General features: G+C 68.7%; 15 protein-coding genes and 2 pseudogenes. 4 read left to right on the forward strand and 13 right to left on the reverse strand.

Annotated elements, in window-relative coordinates; all coding sequences use genetic code 11:
• Positions 1-5 precede the first annotated feature (5 nt).
• The 6 genes from ACWGKT_RS37225 to ACWGKT_RS37250 form a co-directional block, all read right to left on the reverse strand.
• On the reverse strand, positions 6-701 hold the full coding sequence (locus ACWGKT_RS37225; RefSeq protein ID WP_453277130.1) for an MBL fold metallo-hydrolase: 696 nt from the start codon (positions 699-701) through the stop codon (positions 6-8).
• Positions 694-1,086: a hypothetical protein gene (locus ACWGKT_RS37230; protein ID WP_453277131.1), complete on the reverse strand. Its 393-nt coding sequence runs from the start codon at positions 1,084-1,086 to the stop codon at positions 694-696. Before ACWGKT_RS37230 ends, ACWGKT_RS37225 begins: the two co-directional genes overlap by 8 nt.
• Before the next feature lie 233 nt (positions 1,087-1,319).
• Positions 1,320-1,826 (reverse strand): LeuD/DmdB family oxidoreductase small subunit, encoded by a 507-nt coding sequence (locus ACWGKT_RS37235; RefSeq protein WP_453277132.1) that lies wholly within the window; start codon positions 1,824-1,826, stop codon positions 1,320-1,322.
• Positions 1,826-3,079, reverse strand: coding sequence for a 3-isopropylmalate dehydratase large subunit (locus ACWGKT_RS37240; RefSeq protein ID WP_356159145.1), 1,254 nt, complete (start codon positions 3,077-3,079; stop codon positions 1,826-1,828). Before ACWGKT_RS37240 ends, ACWGKT_RS37235 begins: the two co-directional genes overlap by 1 nt.
• On the reverse strand, positions 3,079-3,951 hold the full coding sequence (locus tag ACWGKT_RS37245) for an isocitrate lyase/PEP mutase family protein (RefSeq protein WP_453277133.1): 873 nt from the start codon (positions 3,949-3,951) through the stop codon (positions 3,079-3,081). Before ACWGKT_RS37245 ends, ACWGKT_RS37240 begins: the two co-directional genes overlap by 1 nt.
• Positions 3,952-3,993: 42 nt before the next feature.
• Entirely contained in the window at positions 3,994-5,451 is a 1,458-nt protein-coding gene (locus tag ACWGKT_RS37250) for an MmgE/PrpD family protein (RefSeq protein WP_453277134.1), read from the reverse strand.
• A 113-nt stretch (positions 5,452-5,564) separates the two neighbouring features.
• Here ACWGKT_RS37250 and ACWGKT_RS37255 point away from each other — a divergent pair, with 113 nt between their 5' ends.
• The gene (locus tag ACWGKT_RS37255) at positions 5,565-6,254 is read left to right on the forward strand and encodes a GntR family transcriptional regulator (protein ID WP_453277135.1); all 690 of its coding nucleotides are present in this window, start codon (positions 5,565-5,567) and stop codon (positions 6,252-6,254) included.
• 14 nt (positions 6,255-6,268) lie between these two features.
• On the opposite strand, the gene ACWGKT_RS37260 is transcribed toward ACWGKT_RS37255, so the two are convergent.
• Positions 6,269-6,481 (reverse strand): hypothetical protein, encoded by a 213-nt coding sequence (locus ACWGKT_RS37260; protein ID WP_453277136.1) that lies wholly within the window; start codon positions 6,479-6,481, stop codon positions 6,269-6,271.
• A gap of 239 nt (positions 6,482-6,720) precedes the next feature.
• Between ACWGKT_RS37260 and ACWGKT_RS37265 the strand changes: the two are divergent.
• Positions 6,721-6,984, forward strand: a pseudogene (locus ACWGKT_RS37265) (PP2C family protein-serine/threonine phosphatase); the annotation flags it as partial.
• 451 nt (positions 6,985-7,435) lie between these two features.
• Here ACWGKT_RS37265 and ACWGKT_RS37270 read toward each other — a convergent pair.
• Positions 7,436-8,380 (reverse strand): SDR family NAD(P)-dependent oxidoreductase, encoded by a 945-nt coding sequence (locus ACWGKT_RS37270; protein WP_453277137.1) that lies wholly within the window; start codon positions 8,378-8,380, stop codon positions 7,436-7,438.
• Positions 8,381-8,489: 109 nt separating this feature from the next.
• Between ACWGKT_RS37270 and ACWGKT_RS37275 the strand changes: the two genes are divergently transcribed.
• Positions 8,490-9,155, forward strand: a complete 666-nt coding sequence (locus ACWGKT_RS37275) for a TetR family transcriptional regulator (RefSeq protein ID WP_453277138.1) — start codon at positions 8,490-8,492, stop codon at positions 9,153-9,155.
• A 137-nt stretch (positions 9,156-9,292) separates the two neighbouring features.
• Here ACWGKT_RS37275 and ACWGKT_RS37280 read toward each other — a convergent pair whose 3' ends face one another.
• Entirely contained in the window at positions 9,293-9,523 is a 231-nt protein-coding gene (locus ACWGKT_RS37280; protein WP_356159488.1) for an e9imm peptide, read from the reverse strand.
• 65 nt (positions 9,524-9,588) lie between these two features.
• Between ACWGKT_RS37280 and ACWGKT_RS37285 the strand changes: the two are divergent.
• A pseudogene (locus ACWGKT_RS37285) lies at positions 9,589-9,933 on the forward strand (helix-turn-helix domain-containing protein); the annotation flags it as partial.
• A gap of 844 nt (positions 9,934-10,777) precedes the next feature.
• On the opposite strand, the gene ACWGKT_RS37290 reads toward ACWGKT_RS37285, so the two are convergent.
• From ACWGKT_RS37290 to ACWGKT_RS37305, 4 genes are all read right to left on the reverse strand, one after another.
• A complete protein-coding gene (locus ACWGKT_RS37290; protein ID WP_453277139.1) occupies positions 10,778-11,023 on the reverse strand; it encodes a hypothetical protein in 246 nt (81 codons plus the stop codon).
• A complete protein-coding gene (locus tag ACWGKT_RS37295; protein ID WP_453277140.1) occupies positions 11,024-11,230 on the reverse strand; it encodes a hypothetical protein in 207 nt (68 codons plus the stop codon).
• 311 nt (positions 11,231-11,541) lie between these two features.
• On the reverse strand, positions 11,542-12,009 hold the full coding sequence (locus ACWGKT_RS37300) for a hypothetical protein (protein WP_453277141.1): 468 nt from the start codon (positions 12,007-12,009) through the stop codon (positions 11,542-11,544).
• An 89-nt stretch (positions 12,010-12,098) separates the two neighbouring features.
• Positions 12,099-18,446 (reverse strand): RHS repeat-associated core domain-containing protein, encoded by a 6,348-nt coding sequence (locus ACWGKT_RS37305; RefSeq protein WP_453277142.1) that lies wholly within the window; start codon positions 18,444-18,446, stop codon positions 12,099-12,101.
• Between the last annotated feature and the right edge of the window lie 165 nt (positions 18,447-18,611).

Genomic DNA, 18,611 nt, shown 5'->3' on the forward strand with positions numbered 1-18,611 from the left:
GGTCGTCAGTTGTGATGTGGCAGGTGGTCCATGAAGTCGTGGAAGGCCGGGATGTCGGCGGAGGCCAGCGGAGCGCCGTGGGCGAATCCGACGGTGGTGAGGTCGTGAGGCAGGCGCTGGAGGCTTGCCGGGCGCAGGGCCGGGTCGGCGGCCAGGGCGGCGGGACCGAGGGCCAACTTGCCGCGGTTGAACACCGCGTCGCCCACCAATAGGGCGTTGCTGGGCTCGTGGAACAGCCCGATGTGTCCGGGCGAGTGACCCGGGGTGTGGATGACCCGTAGTCCGTCCGAGTTGTCAACGACGTCGCCGTCGGCGAGGGTGGCGTCCGCCTTGACCGGCGCCCACTGGAAGGCGGGCAACCGGTCGATGAATCGCCCCAGTGCGCCACAGCGGCCCTCGGCGGGGACTCGTCCGGCTTCGAGCCAGGGGCGGTCGGCTGCGTGGATGAGGATGCTGGCGCGGGTGTGGCGGCGTAGTTCGGCGGCTCCTTGGACGTGGTCGGGGTGGGCGTGGGTGAGCACGATGCGGCGGATGTCGGAGGGCTTTCGGCCCAGTGCGGCAACGGCGTTGAGCAAGACGCCGGGTGCTTTGGCCCAGCCAACGTCGACCAGTGTGAAGCCGTCGTCTCCGTCGATGAGGAAGGCGTTGTCGCGCTTGGTGGTGGCGATGCGGGTGACGCCGGGGGCGATGCGGTTATGCATGATCAGCTTCCAGGGCAGTAGGGGAGGGATGGGTGGTGGGGCATCGATCGGTGCGATGGGCATCGCCGACCTGGTGCCGAGCTTGATGGGCACGCCGCTGCACGCGCTCCGAGAGCGTCGGGAACTGGGTGCCCAGGGCCATGAGCGCCCTGGTACGGCGCGGTGCGACGGTCACCTCGGCTCTGTTGCGCTCGATGGCCCGGATGACGGCCGAGGCGACCTGGTTCGGGGTGACCACGCGTAGCACGCGGGGCGCTGTGACATGGGTGACGGCGAACGTTCGCTCATCCCTGACGGCGGTGGGTTCGACCAGCGAATCACCGACGCCCATGCCGTGCAGGTCCTGGCCGAAGCCGCGCAGGCCGAACTTGGTCGAGTTGTACACGGCTCCTGACCGGTGGGCGATCTTTCCCGAGAGGGAATCCGATGAACACCAGATGCCTGCGGTCCGCCGGGGGTCAGCTGGTGCGCCAGGGTGCGGCCGATGCCCGCCGGTGGCTCCGGTGACCAGAACGGTCGTGTCTGCGATGCGCATGTGTGTGGCTCCGGGCTCGTGGTGGTGGGGGGTGGTGGGGGCTCCACTGTCTTTCCAAGCCCACCACCGGCTGGAGGGACCGCTCAGGCGGGTATCGGGACGTAGCCCTCGCGAGCGAGCTTGGGCAGGATGCCTCCGGCTTCGAGGATGTCGAGGACCATGGGCGGCAGGGCTCTGCCGTCGAGGCGCCGGCCCGATCCGGTGTTTTCGACCCAGCCCTCGGCGAAGTCGAGGCGCATGGTGGCGCCGTCGGTGAAGGCGTCCGTGACGCCGGGGACGGTGAGGGCCGGCAGGCCGTGGTTGATGCAGTTGCGCAGGAACAGCGAGTTGAACTCCTCGGCCACCAACGCGGCTACGCCCAGTTCGCGGAAGAGGGCGGCGACGGGGCGGGATGAGCCGAGGCCGAAGTTGCGGCGGGCGACGACGATGTCGCCGGGGGCGACTTGGTCGGTCCAGCCGGGGCGCAGTTCGTAGAAGATGTGCTTCGCAGCTTCGGCCACGGGCAGTTTCATGGCGAAGGCGGGGTACATGGCATCCGTGGTGACGGAGTCGCCGACGATCCAGACCCTGCCGGTGAGTTGGGTGTCCATCAGTTCACTTCCCCTCGCGGGTCGGTGACGTGGCCGGTGAGGGCAGAGGCGGCGACGGTGGCGGGGGAAGCCATGTAGATCTCCGCGTCGGGGCTGCCCATGCGGCCGGTGAAGTTGCGGGTGGAGGAGGTCAGGCAGACCTCGCCGGGGGCGAGCAGGCCCATGTGGTAGCCGAAGCAGGCACCACAGGTGGAGTTGGTGACCACGGCTCCGGCGTCGGCGAGGTCCTGCAGGTATCCGGCGCGCATCGCGTCGCGGTAGACCAGCTGTGAGGCAGGGGTGATCAACAGGCGCACGCCGGGGGCCACTTGGCGGCCTCGTACGATGTCGGCGGCGATGCGCAGGTCTTCGAGCTGGCCGTTGGCGCACGAGCCGATGAAGCACTGGTTGACCGGCCGTTTCTCGATCGCCGATATCGGCAGGGCGTTGTTGCTGACGGTGCCGGGGCGGGCGACGTGGGGTTCCAGTGCGGACAGGTCGATGGTGCGCACGGCCGCGTAGGTGGCGTCAGGGTCGGGGTCGGCGGCCTCGTAGGTGCCGGGGGGCGCGCCGTGGCCGGCGAGGAAGTCGCGGGCGAGGCCGTCCATGGGGAAGGTGGAGAAGTCGGCCGATATCTCGGCGCCCTGGGTGGCGATGGTGCGCCGGTCGTTCATCGGGATCGAGGCGAGGCCGGGGCCGCCGTACTCGAGGTTGTGGTTAGTGGCGTCCCCGTACTTGCCCGCGATATGCAGGAAGATGTCCTTGCCCGAGACGGCCGCGGGTTTGCTGCCGGTGAACTCGTAGCGGATGGTGGGCGCGGCCTGGAACCAGGTCTTGCCAGTGCACATGATGGAGTACACCTCGGCGGGACCCAGGCCGCGGGCAGCGGTGTTGTACGCGCCCGCCGCGCAGGTGTGGGAGTCGGTGCAGGCGAGGATCTCGCCAGGGCGGGCCAGGCCGTTCTCGGCAATCACCTGGTGGCAGATACCGTGCCGCCCGACGTCGTAGAACTTCTCGATGTTGAAGTCGCGGGCGAACGCGCGCGCGTGGGTGCCGCCGAGCGCGTCGTGGACGTTGGGGGCGGGCACTGCGTGGTCCATGATGACCGCGACCTTGGCCGGATCGTTGATCTTCAGGGGCTGGACCCAACTGGTGGCGAACTGCAGGTCGATCATGACGGTCATGTCGACGTCGCACACGACGGTCTGCCCCGGCCGGACTTCCTCGATCCCGCCCTTGCGGGCGAGGATCTTCTCGATCATGGTCATGGCCATCAGGAGACCTCCTTGGTGTGGTCGCGGTAGCGCTCGCCGATCGCGGACCACTCGTGCAGGCCGACGAGTTCGAACAGGCCCTGCGGGCCGGGGGTGGCTTCGGGCATGGTGCCGCCGAGCCGCGACAGGGCCTCCAGGCCGTGCAGCACGTAGGGCGCGAGCAGGGCCCCGGGGTGGATGGCGATGCGGTAGCCGAGGGCGGCGAGCCGGTCCGGTGCGGTCTTGGGGGTGAGCCCGCCCTGGACCATGTTGATGAGCAGGGGCGCGTCGATGGACGCGGCGATCTTCTCGACCTCCTCGACGGATTCGGGGGCCTCGACGAAGATCACGTCCGCGCCGGCGGCGGCATAGCGGTGGGCACGCTCGATTGCCGCGTCGATCCCGAGGGGACCGCGGGCGTCGGTACGGGCGATGATCAAAGCGTCGGTGCGGGCCTGGAGGGCAGCGGCCAGCTTGTCCAGGAAAGCATCGGCGGAGATGAGTTCCTTGTCGGGCAGGTGGCCGCACTTCTTGGGGAACGCCTGGTCCTCCAGCTGGATGGCGGCGACGCCGGCGCGTTCGTAGGCGCGTACGGTGCGCACGACGTTCATCGGGGCGCCGTAACCGGTGTCGGCGTCGGCTATCAGCGGCACGTCGCCCAGAGCGTTTGCCGCGACGTGGGTGCGGTCGGTCATCTCGGTCTGGGTCAGCAGCCCGATGTCGGGCAGCCCGAAGCCGGCAACCGCGACGCCCGCACCGGTCAGGTAGGCGGCGGAGAAACCGGTGCGGACGACGAGTGAGGCGCTCAGGCCGTCGAACACGCCGGGAGCAACGGTGAGTTGGCCTTCGTCGATCAGGGTGCGCAGGCGGGCGCCTGGGGTGGTGGTGGGCATGGTGTTGTCTTCCTTCGCGTGCGAGTGAAGGGCCGTCGTGACCTAGTCGAGGGCACCGCGGACGGGAGCGGCGAGCAGGTCGATGAGGTCGTCGAGGCGGTCCTGGTTCTCCAGGTCGAGGACGAGCCGCTCGATCTCGGCGGCGCGGGCGGTATCAATGACCAGGGCGGTCAGGGCCCGGTACTTGTCGCGGATCTCGGCGTTGGTCAGTGGGTCGTCCGGTCCGCCGTGCGGCTGGTTGAGTGCGTGGGTGAGTTGCTCACCGTCGCGCAGGGTGAGGGTGACGCGGGTGTTGTAACCCGGCTCGGTCCAGGTAGGGTCCTGGGGCGCGTTGTCCAGGAGCACCTCGGTGCGTTCGATCAGCTGCCAGACGGCGTCGGCGTCGATGCGCTCGTCGTGGAACTGGGCGGGGCGCACCTGGTGGTCGAGGAGGGCCACGGCGACGGCATAGCCGATGTTCATCTGGGCGCCGATGGTGGTCAGCGGCCGCTCGGGTTGCCACCAGCCGTGGTGGTAGATCGCGTCGGGGACCTGGATACGGATGGATGCGATGTCGTCCGCGGCGAGCTTCCGGCCGGCCGACAGGGCGAGGGCGGCGTCGATCGCGGGATGCAGGCCGCCCATCGCCGCGTGGATCTTCACGGTGATGCCTTCGGTGTGCCACTTCTCGCCCAGATCCTTGGTGATCTGGGAGGCGTCCGGGTCGTGCCCCTCGCCGAAGGTGGACAGGAATCCGCCGTAGGGCCGCTCGAAGACCCGCTTGATGCCGGTGTATCCGGCCTGTGCGAGGCCGGCGGCGTAGAAGCCGTTGCGGGCTGCCAGGCCGTGGTGCATCCGCTTGGACATCGCCTCGTACTGGGCGGCCATCAGTCCGGCGGACTGGGTGGCGGCCAGGCCCAGGGCGTCCTCGAAGGCGGCCGCGTCCAGGCCGCGCAGGGCGCCGCAGGCGGCTGCCGCGGCGTGGGTGCCGAAGACCGATCCCGAGTGCCAGCCGCGCGAGAGCATCTGGGAGCCGTGCAGGGCGAGCCCCACGCGCGGTCCGGTCTCGAAGCCGAGCACGGTGGCGCGCAGGAAGTCCGCCCCACGCACCCCGTCGTGCGCTGCCGCGGTGGACAGCAGCGCGGGCAGCACCAGCGAGGCACTGTGCAGCGGGGCGCGCGGGTAGTAGTCATCGAGCTCGAAGCCCTGGATGAACGTGCCGTTCAGTACGGCGGCGGCCGGGCCGCTCGTGGTACGTCCCCAGCCGATCACGGGGGTGCTCCCGGCGCCCTCCATAGCCAGGACACCTTCAACGGCCGTGCGGGACCAGGGCAGTTGAGCGCCGATGAGGGCGCAGCCCAAACCGTCGAGGACGAGGTGGGCGGCCCGTTCGCGGACCCGTGCGGGAATGTCGTCCAGGGCGGTCGTGGCGAGCCAGCCGGCCAGGTGACCTGTGGGGCCGTCGGGGTCGGTGGGCCCGTGTGGGACAGCGGCCGTTCCAGCGGCCGTCGGTGAGGACATGGACACCGCTCTCACCTCCATTGATGCGCAGTAGCGGTAGGGAGACCGCCTTGGCGGCCCTCATTAGAATTTATAACATCTAGTTTTATCGAATGGCTCGCTAGGATGCTGGAGTGACACTGAAGCGAACCTCCCTCCCCCGCACCGCCGAGGCCGCGGCGCTCGTCGAGCTGCGCGACGCGATCGTGCGCGGAGACCTCGAACCCGGCGCCCCAATCCGTCAGAGTGCGGCCGCCGAGCAGCTCGGGCTGAGCGTCATCCCGGTCCGCGAGGCGCTCAAAACGCTCGCGGGTGAGGGGATCGTCACGTACGTGCCGCAGCGTGGTTACACCGTCACCGAACTCAGTTCCGACACCGTCGACGGCATCTTCCGGGTCCGGGAGCTGCTCGAGGCCGAGGCCGAGCAGTGTGCTGCCGCCCGGCTGCGCGACGAGGACGTCGCGGCGATGCGCGCCGCAGTAGAAGAGCAGCGCGCCGCCGTCGATGCGGCCGACCCCCTGGCCGTGATCAGCGGCAACCGACGCTTCCACTTCGCCCTGCTCGATCGCTGCGACAACGAGTGGCTGTTCCGCTTCGTCAAGCAGCTGTGGGAGGCCCTCGAACCGCACCGTGCCCTGTCCTACCGGCGTGCGGCTGCCACCGGTGACCACGAGCGGGCGCGGGCCATCCTCGACGAGCACGAGGGCATCGTGGACGCCTTCGAACAGGGCGATGTCCCGCTCGCGCTGCGCCTGCTGGCCGCCCACCGGAGCGGCGGGCAGGCCGACTTCCACCGCCTGCTCGCACCGCCCGAACACGGCTGATCGCCGCACCGTCTTCAGATCCATTCCAACGGTGCGGCGTTGGTCCTCGGCCCCAGTGCGGCAACGGCGACACTCATCAGCGCGATCAGAACCGCACAGCCCAGATACCACAGACCCGGCCCCAACTCATCGGGGACCGGCAGCGTGCAGAACGGCAACACCGCGGCCACGAGCCGAGACAGGGAGTACGTGCGCCCCAGGGCCCGGTTGCGCACCTGTGTGGGCATCAACTCTGCACCGCAGGTGCGCGAAACGGTCGCGTTGACGACGCCCCGCCGGGCGCTTGGGCGCCCAGCTCGCGCTGGCCCGCCGCTGGCGTGAGCGCGGCGACTACCGACGCGCCGGAATCCTGCTGGCTCTGATTCTCAGTGCCGCCGAACACACCTACGGCCCCGACTCCCCCGATGTCGCCGCGGTGTGCAATGAATGGGGCGTGCTGGGCAAGTACACCGGCCACTTCGACCGGTCCCAGGCCCTGGAACGAGCGCGGCTCTACGACTCGGAGTTCGCCCTCGCGCGCGGCCTGCAGCAGGCGCTCCTGCCGCACCGGCTGCCAGTAGTCCCGGGCATCCGCACCGTCGCGTGCTATCTGCCCGGCACCCGCGGAATGGACATCGGTGGCGACTGGTACGACGTCATCCCCACCAGTGGTGGGGTCTGTCTTGTCATCGGAGACGTGGCGGGGCACAGCATCGCCGCCGCAGCCACCATGGCCCAGCTGCGCAGCGCCTGCTGGCGGAGAGCAATACTCGTTCCGGGGTGCTCGGTCGCGCAGGACAAGCAGGGTCCAGCCGCGGCCGGCTGGATCGAGTGACTGATCGCGGCGATGAAGAGTTCCGCGGCTCAGCGGCAGGAAAGCCGTCCTCGGCCCGTCACCGGGCAGCGGTCAGCTGCCGGTGTGGGGCACCGACGGAAGTCCTCTGCCAGGACTGATTCCGCGGTGGGCACTCATCAGTGCCCACGCTCGCAGAGATCATTTCCCGGCGTGCCAGGATCCGCCTTGCGTACCTGTATGCCGCCTGGCCCGCCGCTCGGTATCGAAGACGAAGAGCATTCGGATGCTCACCGTCCCACCGCTACGCGGACGCAGCTCCCGCATGCTCCGGTAGCGGCTCTTCTCGATCGCACCGACCGTCGGGCGGCGGAGCGCCGGACGAGCCGGCGCCTCCTACCAGCGCGGGCTACATCGTGATGGCCGATCCGGAGGGAAACGAGTTCTGCTGGGGCTGAACGACGGGGAACTTCACGCCGGTGAGGTCTTCGGAGACGGCCCACAGCCGCTGTTGGACGGCTACCTCGTACGACTCCGGGCTGGAGGTGACCAGTCGGGGGTGGCCCTTGACCTCGTTGCGCCCGCCGGGACCGTAGTACTGGCCGCCGAGCGCGCCGGGGTCGGTGGCGCCGCGCAGGGTGGGCAGGGCGCCCATGGCCGGCGTCTGGGTGATCAGCGGCAGCCAGGTGACGGGCAGGCGGAGCGCGGCGGGGGTGTTGCGGATGAGGTCGGTGTTGGACACGCCGGGATGGGCGGCGACCGCGACGGTGGTGCCGTGCGCGGCGAGCCGGCGCTGCAGCTCGTACGTGAACATCAGGTTGGCCAGCTTGGACTGACCGTAGGCGGCGGCCCGGCTGTACGACCGCTCCCACTGCAGGTCGTCGAAGTGGATCGCGGCCCGGATGCGGTGGCCGGTGCTGCTGACCGTCACTACGCGCGAGCCGGGCACCGGCAGCATCAGGTCGAGCAGCAGCCCGGTGAGCGCGAAGTGGCCGAGGTGGTTGGTGCCGAACTGCATCTCGAAGCCGTCGGCGGTGGTCTGCTTCGGGGTGTACATCACGCCGGCGTTGTTGATCAGCAGGTCGATCCGGTCGAGCCGGGACCGCAGCGCCGCCGCCGCGGTCCGCACGGAGTCGAGCGAGGTCAGGTCCAGCGCCTGCACTGTCACGTCGCCGGTCATGCGGGCCGCGGCCTGCACTCCCTTCTCGACGTTGCGCACGGCGAGCACCACGGACGCCCCGTGCTCGGCGAGCGCCTTGGCGGTCTCGTACCCCAGTCCGGTGTTGGCCCCGGTCACCACGGCCACCCGCCCGCGCTGGTCCGGAATGTTCGCTGTTGTCCACTTCTCACTCATGTCAGGCTCCCAGCTAGATAACGTACCGGAGGTACCTTGTGTTGTCGACATTAAAGTACCTCCGGTATGTTGTCAACGTACCGAAGGTACCTAATCTAGACTGGGGAGCGTGACTTTCCAGCGGGCGCGAACCGAAGAGCAGCGGGAGATCCGCCGACGGGCGATCCTCGACATGGCGTCGGCGATGCTCGACGAGATGCCTGTGGCCGCGGTCACCCTGAACGAGCTCAGCCGCCGGGTAGGCCTGGCGAAGCCGAACGTGCTGCGCTACTTCGAGTCCCGCGAGGCGGTGCTGCTGGAGCTGCTCGACCGCTATCTACGGGAGTGGCTGACGGAACTGGCAGGGGAGTTGGCCGCCGGCATCGACGAAGACCTCCCCATGCCCGAGCGAGCGGCAGCGGTGGCCGAGATCCTCAGTCGCTCGCTGTCCGGCCGAATGGTGCTGTGCGAGCTCTTCGGCGCACAGGGCAGCGTCCTGGAACACAACGTTTCCGTCGAGGTCGTAGCACGCTACAAGCGCGCCTCCCTGGACCGCCTGACAACCATGACCGCCCTGCTCCGGAAGTACGTGCCGGAGCTGGGCGAGAACGCAACACTGTTCAGCCTGCAGACCATGGTCATGGCCGGCGCGCTGTCGGCGTACAGCACGCCCCCACCCAGCCTGCAGGCGGCCTACGAGGCCGAGCCCGACCTGGCCCGCTTCCACCTGGATCTGAAGGACTACTTGAAGCAGGCCTTGACCGCAACCCTCCTAGGCGTGCTACCCCGCCGCTGACCAGCGTTGCCCTGAACAGGCCGAAACCTCTGTGCCTCTTGAGCTGACCGTCAAGCGCGCCGGAGCGCGGCTACGTCTTCCTGGGCACCGCCACCGCCGCGGCCCTGGTTGTCTGGCTGCGGAGCTGAATCACGGCCTCACAAAGCGATCGGTCGATACGCCAGGGCTTGATCGACTACCTCATCAGCTGAAAGCTCCCGCTCCGGCGGCCAGAAGATCAAGCCACTGACGTGGCCAGACGGACATGCCAGGGCTATGTCGAGCCTGTCCAGCCAGCCGGCCACCTCGTCGTCGGAGGCGTAGTCCGCATCCATGATGCGCTGCACGAGCGCGACCGCCTCCGCGCGGTTCATGTCCACTGCACTCATCGGGCCCTTTCGTCGCGGCCACCCTAAGGGCTGACGATATGTGATCGTCGCGGTATGCCGGTTGTGTGAGATATCCGCAGGGTGGTGGGCTGACGCCGGAACGGCAGGGGTTTCGCGAGCGGATCCGACTGGAGGAGGCGGAGCGATTCGCTGCGGGTGCCTCCAGCGCCGAGGTCGCCAAGAACTTACGGGTGAGTGTGCGCTCGGTGCAGCGCTGGCGCCGGGCCTGGCACGATGCCGGAGCCGAGGGGCTGCGCTCTGCCGGGCCCGTCTCACGGCCCAAGCTGAGTGAGGCCCTGTTCACCGTGCTCGAGCAGGAGCTTGCCAAGGGGCCGGTCGCGCACGGCTGGCCGGTCCAGACGTGGACGCTGGCGCGGATCAAGAGGCTGATCGGGCGCCGGTTCCACAAGAGTCAGCCGTTCACCTGCGGTTGACGCCTCGCGGATCCTGCTGGCCAAATGTCGTGCCCTGGGGTGTGGGGATGGTGTTGGCACCGTGGTGGCCGGTCTTGGACCGGGTACAAGCTGCACATCAGCGAGGTCTGCCGACCGCCCCGGACTGACGACGAGGCTCCGCGGCCCGGCCGACGGACACGTCCTGACATCCCAAACGTGATCACGCATGTCGCGACCACGGATGCGACCGTGCCCGACGTGAAACTCGTCGAGCCCGTCCACCAGGCCCTCGCCGGCCGGGACACGTCTACTCCGCCGTCGCCCTCAACCTGATCCGCCTCAACGCCTGGTGGAACGGCCAGCCCCTCGACCACACCCGCACCAGCCACGTCGCCCGCCTCGACCTCACCCTCACCCTCACCCTCACCGCCTGATTCCCCACATTTGGCCAGCAGGATCGCCCAGGCATTAAGCAACCTCCACCGCCAGCCCGCCTCCCCCGTGGACGCGGCGCGATGGTCCGGCACCCTACAAACGCCTGGGACAGGAGGGCAAACGCGCGGATGCGGTCCATGGCGGCCTCAGCGACCAGCCGGGACTCCGCACCTGGTCCAGGCCAGCGCAGAGGGGAGACTTCACTCTCGGCCTCTGCACGCAGGTTGGTGACTCCGCTGCAAACAGCCCCACCAGCCCCGCACTTGAATCGAGCGGACTCTCCGGACGTCCCGCCCCCTGCCCCCCGTGGACGCAGCGCTGTGGTCCGTGAAGCTACGCGCACCCGTGATGCAACGGCAAACCACAGGCGACTTCTTCGGTCAGGCCCGCGCGCCACGCCCACGACCTGCGGTGCAGTCATTGATCAGGATGGCGAAACCAGCAGCCCCGTCCCGACACACCACCCGGATCGCAGGGTGTTCGCGCAGCCAGGCGGTGACCGTGGCGTTCTTGCGGTCGCGCAGAACCACGAGCGCTCCCCGGTCTCGGCGTCAATCACGATGCTGGCAAAGTGATGGCCCCTGTGCAGGGTGAACTCGTCGACTCCCATCACCTGCCGGATCCCGCGGTCGGGAACGGTGACGCGCATCAGGCAGTTCAGCACGGTCACTCAGGTCAACGTGTAGTGCAGGAACGAGAGAAGACGAGCTCCGGCCGAGCCCGCCAACGCCACGGCGACGGGGTGCGCCGTTGGTATCGCTCCCGGCAGTCCGGCGATCTGCTCGGCGAACGTCGCCTTCGGGCAGTGCGGATTCTCGCGGTAGAGGCGCCGCACCGAGGAGGTGCCGATCCGCATCGCGGCATTGACTGCGAGCATCGAGGACGGTACGACGGCCCCGATCGGCGGCAGCCCTGGCGTGGGCCCCTGTCGGCTGGGGCAGCCGTGGCGCCGGGCCGGCCAGGACCGGGCAGACCGCGAGGGCGAGGAAAGCCGTGGCGGCGGCGAGCATCGGGCGCAGATACAGCTCAATGACCGCCGATATGTGACTCGGTAAGGAGTTGGAATTCGAGGAGTACGTCCGTAGGCGGCAAACAGGCCCCGCTCACCGTCTCGCGCATCCTTCTGAACGTCCAAGGCCGCTGCCTTGCCAGCACTTCGGCCGTCCTGCACATCCAGTCCGCGCCGCCTCAGGTGTCACAGTGTTTTTCCGCGGCATTCTCCCAGGCCGGGTCCACGGGGACGTTCCAGCGTCTCAGCATGGACAGGATCTCCGCCCGGGTCTTCGGCCAGGCGAACCGGAAGGCCCGGTCGAGCACTTCCCTGCTCTCCAAGAAGAATTCCACAAAAGTGAAGTAGGCCGTATCCACCAGCCACCCCGTGGGGTCCTCCTCAAGCGCCTCGATGAACTCGAAACAACGCTTCAGGAAATCCTCTGCTTTCGCATCGATTTCCGGAGACTTCATGATGGGCTGGAACAGTGGGTATGTGAGCACATCGGACAGCAGGGTCCCGGGGTGGATGTCGACCTGCTCCCAGTGGGTCACCTGCGACACGCTCAGGCCTTCGCGCTTCGCCGCCTCCTCGAAATAGGGCTCCACTTCCGGGAGCAGTCGCAGAAGCTGCGTGACCAGATCGTCGGAGGATATTCCTTGCACGTCCATATCCCTTCGTGTTGTGCTGAATAGTACCGCGCCACCGGCCGGGAGGTTCTCCCGGCCGGTGGCGTCGCTGACAAAAGGTGGGGTCAGGCTTGCGGGGACTCCACATAACAGTCGCCGAAGAACGCGCACCCCGCGCCCTGGCCGTCGGGGATCACGTCCAGCGGGTCCGTCAAGGACTCGGAGAGTCGCTTCGTCGCTTCCTTGAAACCGTAGTTGTAGACGTCCACCGGGTACTGTGCGGCGCTGGCTGCACCGCCCACCACCCCGAACGCCTTGGCGAAGCCCCGGCCCTTGATCCTCTCGCCCGTGGGCACGGCCCGTTGGGCCGCCTTCGGGTGCAGGTTTTCGGGAACGGCGAACTTCTGCCCGGTGACCTCGCTCATCGATTCGGACGAGAGAACACCCTTGACGAGTTTGGACACCGTTTTATCGAACCCGGATGCCTTCACCCTCTTCGTCACCTGACCGGCGAAGTCATCGGCGTTGAGGGCCGTCCAGAGTTCCTTCGATTCAGCGATCGCGACCTTGTGGTCCGAATCGGAGAGAATCCCCTTCCCTGTTTCCTCCTTGGCCTTCCGGTCGTCTTCCAGCAAGTTCTTCAGACCACCCAGTTTCGCGACGGCCTTCTCAATATGCCATTTCGTTCCATCGCCGCCGAAGCCCTTGCCCTCGTTCAGCTCCTCGATGAGGGCCGAGGCGGTCTTGCCGTCGCCCACCACGTCGGCGTCGGCCACCCTCTCCCTCATGTAGAGCTCCTCGATGATGCCCTTGAGGCGCTCGTTCTCCACATGAGGCATGTAGGCACGCTTCTTGTGCATGCCCGGGTTCGGGTTCTTCCTGGGCTTCGGATCCCTGGGGATGACCCTTCCGCCCATACAGGTCCCGGCCGGGGCGTGACGGCAGTACTCCATCATGTCCGGGTCGTAGTTGCCCGTCGGGTCACTGCGCCGCAGCGGGTTGTTGTGGCCGTAGGCGTAGCCGTTCAGCTGCTGCGGGTCCGAGGGGTCGACCACCGCGTCGGCGCTGAGGAAGCGGCCCGTTTCCGGGTCGTACTCCCGGGCCGCGAGATGGGTGAACCCGGTCGGATCCTGCGTGCCGCCGACGAAGCCCTTGGTACCCGGCCAACTTCCGGCCGACGGCACCGTGCCGCGTGTCCCGCCGAAGGGCAGGTTGCGGCGCTGCACCATGGCCTGCGTCGAGGCGTCGACGGCGAGTTCGCCGGTGCCGTGGTGGTCGCCGATCATGAACGAGAGCGTGCCGTCGTCCTGACGCACGGCGCTTGCGCCGCCGAGGTCGTAGTACCGCCGCGCCGTCGTCTTGCCGGTGGACTTGGTCCAGGTGATCTCGGTCGCGCCCAGGTACAGCGTCGAGCTGCTGCCGGGGACGCGGCTGATCAACCGCTTGCCGTCGGCGTCGTACAGGTACTCGGTGACCGAGGAGCCCTTGGTGACCGAGGCGAGGTTGCCCTCGGAGTCCCAGACGAACGACTGCTTCGCTCCGCCGTTCTGCGTGCGGGATTCGGTGCCGCCGCCCGGCTCGTAGGTGTAGGTGTCCTTGCCGGTCACGGCGCCGGTGGAGGAGACCGATGTCAGGGTGTTCGGCTGGTCCTTGCCGTTCTCGTCGTAACGGTAGGTGCGGGTGATGTCTCCGGCGGTCTTCCCGGTGGGGTCGTGCCAGGTGTCGGTGTCGCGGTTCCCGGCCGCCGTGTAGGTGTACGACTGCCAGTACGGCGCCGGTCCGCCGAGCGCGGTCTCGCCGGGGGCGGCCGCGCAGTCACCCGCCGGGGTCCACGCCTCGGTCAGCCGCTGGAGGTAGTCGTAGCGGAAGCACTGCCGGTCCGTGCCCTGGCGTGAGGCGTCAGTGGCCGAGGTGACGTTGCCCGAGTCGTCGTAGGCGTACGTGACCGCACGGTCGACCCCGGGAACGCCTTCGCGTTCGGTGCGGCTGGTGGACAGCAGCTGGGTGCCCGGTTCGTACGTGTTGTTGATCCAGACCCGCTTACCCGCGCCGCCCAGCTCCAGTTCCTCCAGCTTCCCGGTGAGGCTGTAGCGGGCATTGCCGACGTAGGTGCTGAGCCCTTCGGCCTTCACCACGCGCTGGAGACCGTCGTAGGTCGGTGCGACCACCTCGGCGGGCAGGTTCCCCGCCGCTGGGTAGCTGGCGGACTTGATGGTCCCGTCCAGGTTGTAGGTGGTGTTGGTCTGGTAGCTGACGCCCGCCGTGCCGCCGAGTCCGGTTTCCGAGGGCGGGATCGACACGGTGGTGCGCAGCGGCCGGTACAGGTTGTCGTACGCGTTGATCGTCTGCGTGTACTTCGCGCCGCCGACGCCACCCACGTAACGGGTGGAGCTGCCCAGGTACCCCTTGCGCACGGTGTCGAAGGTCCAGGAGGCCAGCAGCGGCCCCGTGGTGGAGTCCTCCCGCGTCTCGGTGTGCCTGCCGAGCCGGTCGTAGACGAAGGCGAGCGTCTTCTTACGGCCGACGTCCGTGGTCGTGGTGACCCGGTCCGCGTCGTCGTACGTCGTCCTCGTGGTGCCCGAGTCGGGGTCGGTGGAGGTGAGCTGACGTCCCAGCAGGTCGTAGGTGTAGGAACGGATCTTCTTGTCCGGACTGGTGACCTTGGTCAGATGCCCGTTGCGGTCGTGCTCGTAGAGCGTGCTGTCGTAGTCGCCGGTCGGCGACGTGCCGTGGAACTCGCGCAGTTCCGTGATCCGGCCGACCGCGTCGAGCACCGTCGCGGTCGGGGTCGTGCCGGCCGGCGGGTCGACGGTGACCAGGTCGGCGCTGTGGGTGGTCGTGGTGCGGGACAGCTCCACGCCTTCGCCGTTGCCCCGGAGGGTTCTGCTGACGGTCTGGCGGCCCAGGCCGTCGTACTCGTTGACCGTCTGGGTTTCCACTGCGCCCTGCTCGGTCACGCCGAAGAGCGTGGCCGCCGGCGCACCGGTGGCGTAGTAGGGCGCGTACTTCCGCTTGACCAGGCCGCGTTCGTCGTAGAACGTGTCGTCGATCAGGCGGCCGCCGTCGGGACCGGCGGACTGAGACTGCCGGGGCCGGAGCCAGCCGTCGTAGAGGATGTACGACGCCTGCTGGCTGCCATCGTTCTGGAGCTTCTTGGCGACGACCGCGGCGATGGAGCCTTCCTTGATCTGATAGCCGTACTCCAGGCTGGGCGTCGGGCTGGATGCCTTGGGACGGTTCGCGAGCCAGGCCTTGGTAAGCCGGCCCAGCGCATCGAACTCCGCGTCGCTGCGTTTGCCGTTGGCGTCGATCGTGGCGGTGGGCAGCGAGCGGACACCGTCGAACTCGGTCACGACGGACTGAGCGCTGGACGGGGTGCCGGCGACGAGTTCGGTGCCGGTCACCGTGAGGGTGCCGGGCTTGGTGGTGGTCGCCGGGGTGAAGACGGTCGTACTGGCGGCGCCGGACGAGTCGGAGGTGGACCGTGCCCGCCCATACTCGTCGTAGCCGGTGCTCTTCCAGCGATAGTCGGGTGTGGTGCCGGTGTAACCGACCAGCTCTTCCTGCCTGGTGAGCAGGCCTCGCGTCGGTGCGGCGCCGAAGGCTAGGGAGTCATAGGTGTTGCGCTTGCGGGAGAGCAGGTGCGCGGGGTAGGTGACGGCCGTACCGCAAGCCACGTCGAGGACCTCGACCTGCTTGGGCAGGTCGCGCAGCCAGTTGGCGGTGTTGTCGGCGTACGTGGTGGTCGTACACTGCTCGTCGCCGGGCGCGGCCTCGCCGAGGTCGCTGTCCGTGACGACCCTTCCCTCGTCGTCGTAGGTCGTCGCGGTGGAGGTCTGCTGCCAGGTGCCGTCGTGCTTGCGGTCCCAGGTGCGGGTCGCTGACGTGCCGGTCAGGTTCGCGGTGACGGTGCCCCAGTCCCGTACGCGTTTGGCGGTCTCCTTGCGCCACGGGGTGTTCACCGTCTTGCTCTCCACCGTGCCGTTCGGCGCGGTGTACTCGATCGTCTTGAGCTCGGTGCCCTGGAAGGCTTCGTGGTCGGTGACGTTGTCACCCTCACCGTTGGGGACGGTGACGGACTTGCTGCCGCCCGCCGCGTTCTTGCGGTCGCCGTCCATACCGCGCAGGAACCAGTGCTCGGTCATCGAGCGCATACCCGCCCAGCCGCCGGTCTGGACCTGGACCCGGCCGTAGCCGTGCCACTGCGACCAGGTCCGGTACTTCTCCTTGGTCAGGCCGTCGTCGTCGGCGTAGTGCCAGGCGGCGCCGTCGAGATAGGCGTACTTGGTGACCATGTCGTCGGCGCCGCCCGTGCGGTCGGTCGCGGTGACCTGCGTGACGACGTACTTGTTGAACCACTCCTGGACGGGGTCCGCCGCACCGGCGGGCTGCCAGTACTGCGGGAAGCAGCGAGTGGTGTTCGTCTCCGGGGTGGGCAGCGCGGCGAAGTCGCACTCGGGAGCCGAGTAGGCGACGTCGATGGAGCCTCCCGACTCGTCGGAGACGTTGGAGAGCCGGTACTTGATGAAGGGCGCGATGCCGTCGCCGAGCCGGTCGAGGCGGTTGGGCGCCTGCTTGTAGCCGAAGGTCACCTTGGGCAGGGTGATGGAAGGGCTGGCGGACAGGCCGGTGTGCTGGATCGAGTCCAGGAGCAGGGTGCGGTCGATGTCCGCGTCACCCCACTTCTGAGTGAGCGCCCATGCGTCGGCGTCGGCGTAGGCGCCCGAGGGCTGAAGGATCTGGGTGGTGACCTCGGAGAGCCGCTTGCGGGACCAGAAGGACGGGGCGAACCGGCCCTTGTCGCAGTCGGTGCCGGCCTTGCAGTTCAGGTAGTACGGAGTGTCCTCCCAACGGGTGGGGTTCTTCTCGATCTCCGCGGAGGCGCAGTCGGCGGCCGTGGGCTGGATGCACCGCTCGGTGTTGGTGAAGAGGACCTTGCCGACGGCCTTGGCGGAGAAGAGCGTGTCACTGCGCTGGCCGTACTCGATGCGGTCGATGACCCCACCGCGCTCGTACGGTGTGTCGTCGGCGGCCACGCGGTTGCGGCCGTAGGAGTTGGTCTCCGGGCTGTACCAGTACGACATGGCGTTACCGTTGGGGTCGACGACGTAGTCGAGGTTCCAGCGCCATGCCTGCTGGCACCAGGACTTGGCGAAGGTGGCCTGGTGGCAGGGTTCGTCGGTGTCGTTGCCGAAGACGGGCACGGTCCAGGTGGACTTCGTCTCGGGCTTGCCCGTGCTCCAGCCGGGGAGGCGGTTGTAGCCGAAGAAGTACTGGAGACCGTCGGTGGTGGTCACCTTCCAGTACTCGCCGTCGTTGTCGCCGTTGGCCCGGTCCGCGCCGGTGAGCCTCTCGACGCGGGTGCCGTCGTCGTTGCGGATCCGCCAGGTGTCCTTGCCCGCCGGGATCAGCTCGCCCGCGCGGCCGTTGAAGCTGATGGTCGCGTTGTCGTATCCCCAGCACTGGTCGCCCGGGGCGTCGTCCTTGCTCCAACTGCCGTCGTCGCCGCACGGCTTGTAGCGCCGCTCGATGAAGCCGGTGTTCATGTCGAAGCCGGAACCGACCCAGGAGGACTGATTGTTGCTGGTGGTGGTCTGTCCGTCCACGGCCCCCGAGGAGTAGCCGATGGACAGCTTGGGCAGCAGTCCGCCGGGCACGGTCGGCGCGGTCAGCGGGTAGGACCAGGAGAAGTCGCCCGTCTGAAGGCTGGTCTGCCACATGGCGGACGACGACAGCGGCGTCGCGGTGTAGTCGCCGGAGCCGGCGGAGCCGCTACCGGCGTCGGCCACGGCGGCCAGCACGACAGCGGACGCGGCGGGGCGCAGCGCGACGGAGGCGGCGGAGACCGTGTGCTTCTCGCTGTCGTTGCGGCCGGCCACCGGGGTGGTCTTACGGCAGCGGGGCAGCTTCGGCGTGGTCAGCGCGCAGGGGGGCAGGGTGACGAGGCGCAGTCGGGCGCCGTAGTCACCGCCGTACGCCTCACCGAACGCGGAGTAGTCAAGGCTGACGCCGACGTGGGGGGCGCCGGATTTCGTGCGCGCGGGGTCGGTGGCGCTGACGGAGAGCAGGACTCCGTCGAGACCGAGGCCGTGCGCGCGGCTCTGCGGGAGAAGCCGCACTTCTGCCTTGGTGGGGCCGGTCGCCGCCCGGGCGGCCAGCAGCCGGACGGGCATTCCTGGAACACGCTGGGGCGTGGCAGCGGCGCGCTCGGCCTTCGTGCCAAGGGACTTCTTGCCGGACTTGGTATGGGGGACGGCGGCGGCCGGCAGGGTGACCTGCGCGGTGCCGGCCGCCGGCCAGTTGGCCCGGGACGCCCGGCGGGGGCCGGAGGTCAGTCCGTCCCGCTTGCGCGGCTTGGCCTTGAGTGCTTTGCCGGGGACCGGGTGGTCGGCCTCGGCGGGCGCCGTGTGCCTGGTGCCGCCGGGCTTCGGTGCGGCCTGCGCCGGTTCGGCCTGGAACAGTGAGCCGGCCATGAGCACGGCCACCGCCAAGGCGGTGTAGCGATGGTGACGGGCCGCACGTAGCGGCCGTATGGGTCTGGACTGAAGTTTCCCCGTGATCTTGGACACTCGTCGGTTATGCCGCGAGGGCGTGTTGATGCCGCTGCCTGGTCTCGGCCGGGGTGAGGTAGCCGAGGG

This window comes from Streptomyces sp. NPDC054794, assembly GCF_053611585.1.

What these genes read in the sequence shown, in the direction of transcription:
- ACWGKT_RS37225 (WP_453277130.1), bottom strand. Translation starts at nt 701, where the DNA reads ATGCATAACCGCATCGCCCCCGGCGTCACCCGCATCGCCACCACCAAG.
- ACWGKT_RS37235 (WP_453277132.1), bottom strand. Translation starts at nt 1,826, where the DNA reads ATGGACACCCAACTCACCGGCAGGGTCTGGATCGTCGGCGACTCCGTC.
- ACWGKT_RS37240 (WP_356159145.1), bottom strand. Translation starts at nt 3,079, where the DNA reads ATGGCCATGACCATGATCGAGAAGATCCTCGCCCGCAAGGGCGGGATC.
- ACWGKT_RS37245 (WP_453277133.1), bottom strand. Translation starts at nt 3,951, where the DNA reads ATGCCCACCACCACCCCAGGCGCCCGCCTGCGCACCCTGATCGACGAA.
- ACWGKT_RS37250 (WP_453277134.1), bottom strand. Translation starts at nt 5,451, where the DNA reads ATGTCCTCACCGACGGCCGCTGGAACGGCCGCTGTCCCACACGGGCCC.
- ACWGKT_RS37260 (WP_453277136.1), bottom strand. Translation starts at nt 6,481, where the DNA reads ATGCCCACACAGGTGCGCAACCGGGCCCTGGGGCGCACGTACTCCCTG.
- ACWGKT_RS37270 (WP_453277137.1), bottom strand. Translation starts at nt 8,380, where the DNA reads ATGAGTGAGAAGTGGACAACAGCGAACATTCCGGACCAGCGCGGGCGG.
- ACWGKT_RS37280 (WP_356159488.1), bottom strand. Translation starts at nt 9,523, where the DNA reads ATGAGTGCAGTGGACATGAACCGCGCGGAGGCGGTCGCGCTCGTGCAG.
- ACWGKT_RS37295 (WP_453277140.1), bottom strand. Translation starts at nt 11,230, where the DNA reads ATGCTCGCAGTCAATGCCGCGATGCGGATCGGCACCTCCTCGGTGCGG.
- ACWGKT_RS37305 (WP_453277142.1), bottom strand. Translation starts at nt 18,446, where the DNA reads ATGGCCGGCTCACTGTTCCAGGCCGAACCGGCGCAGGCCGCACCGAAG.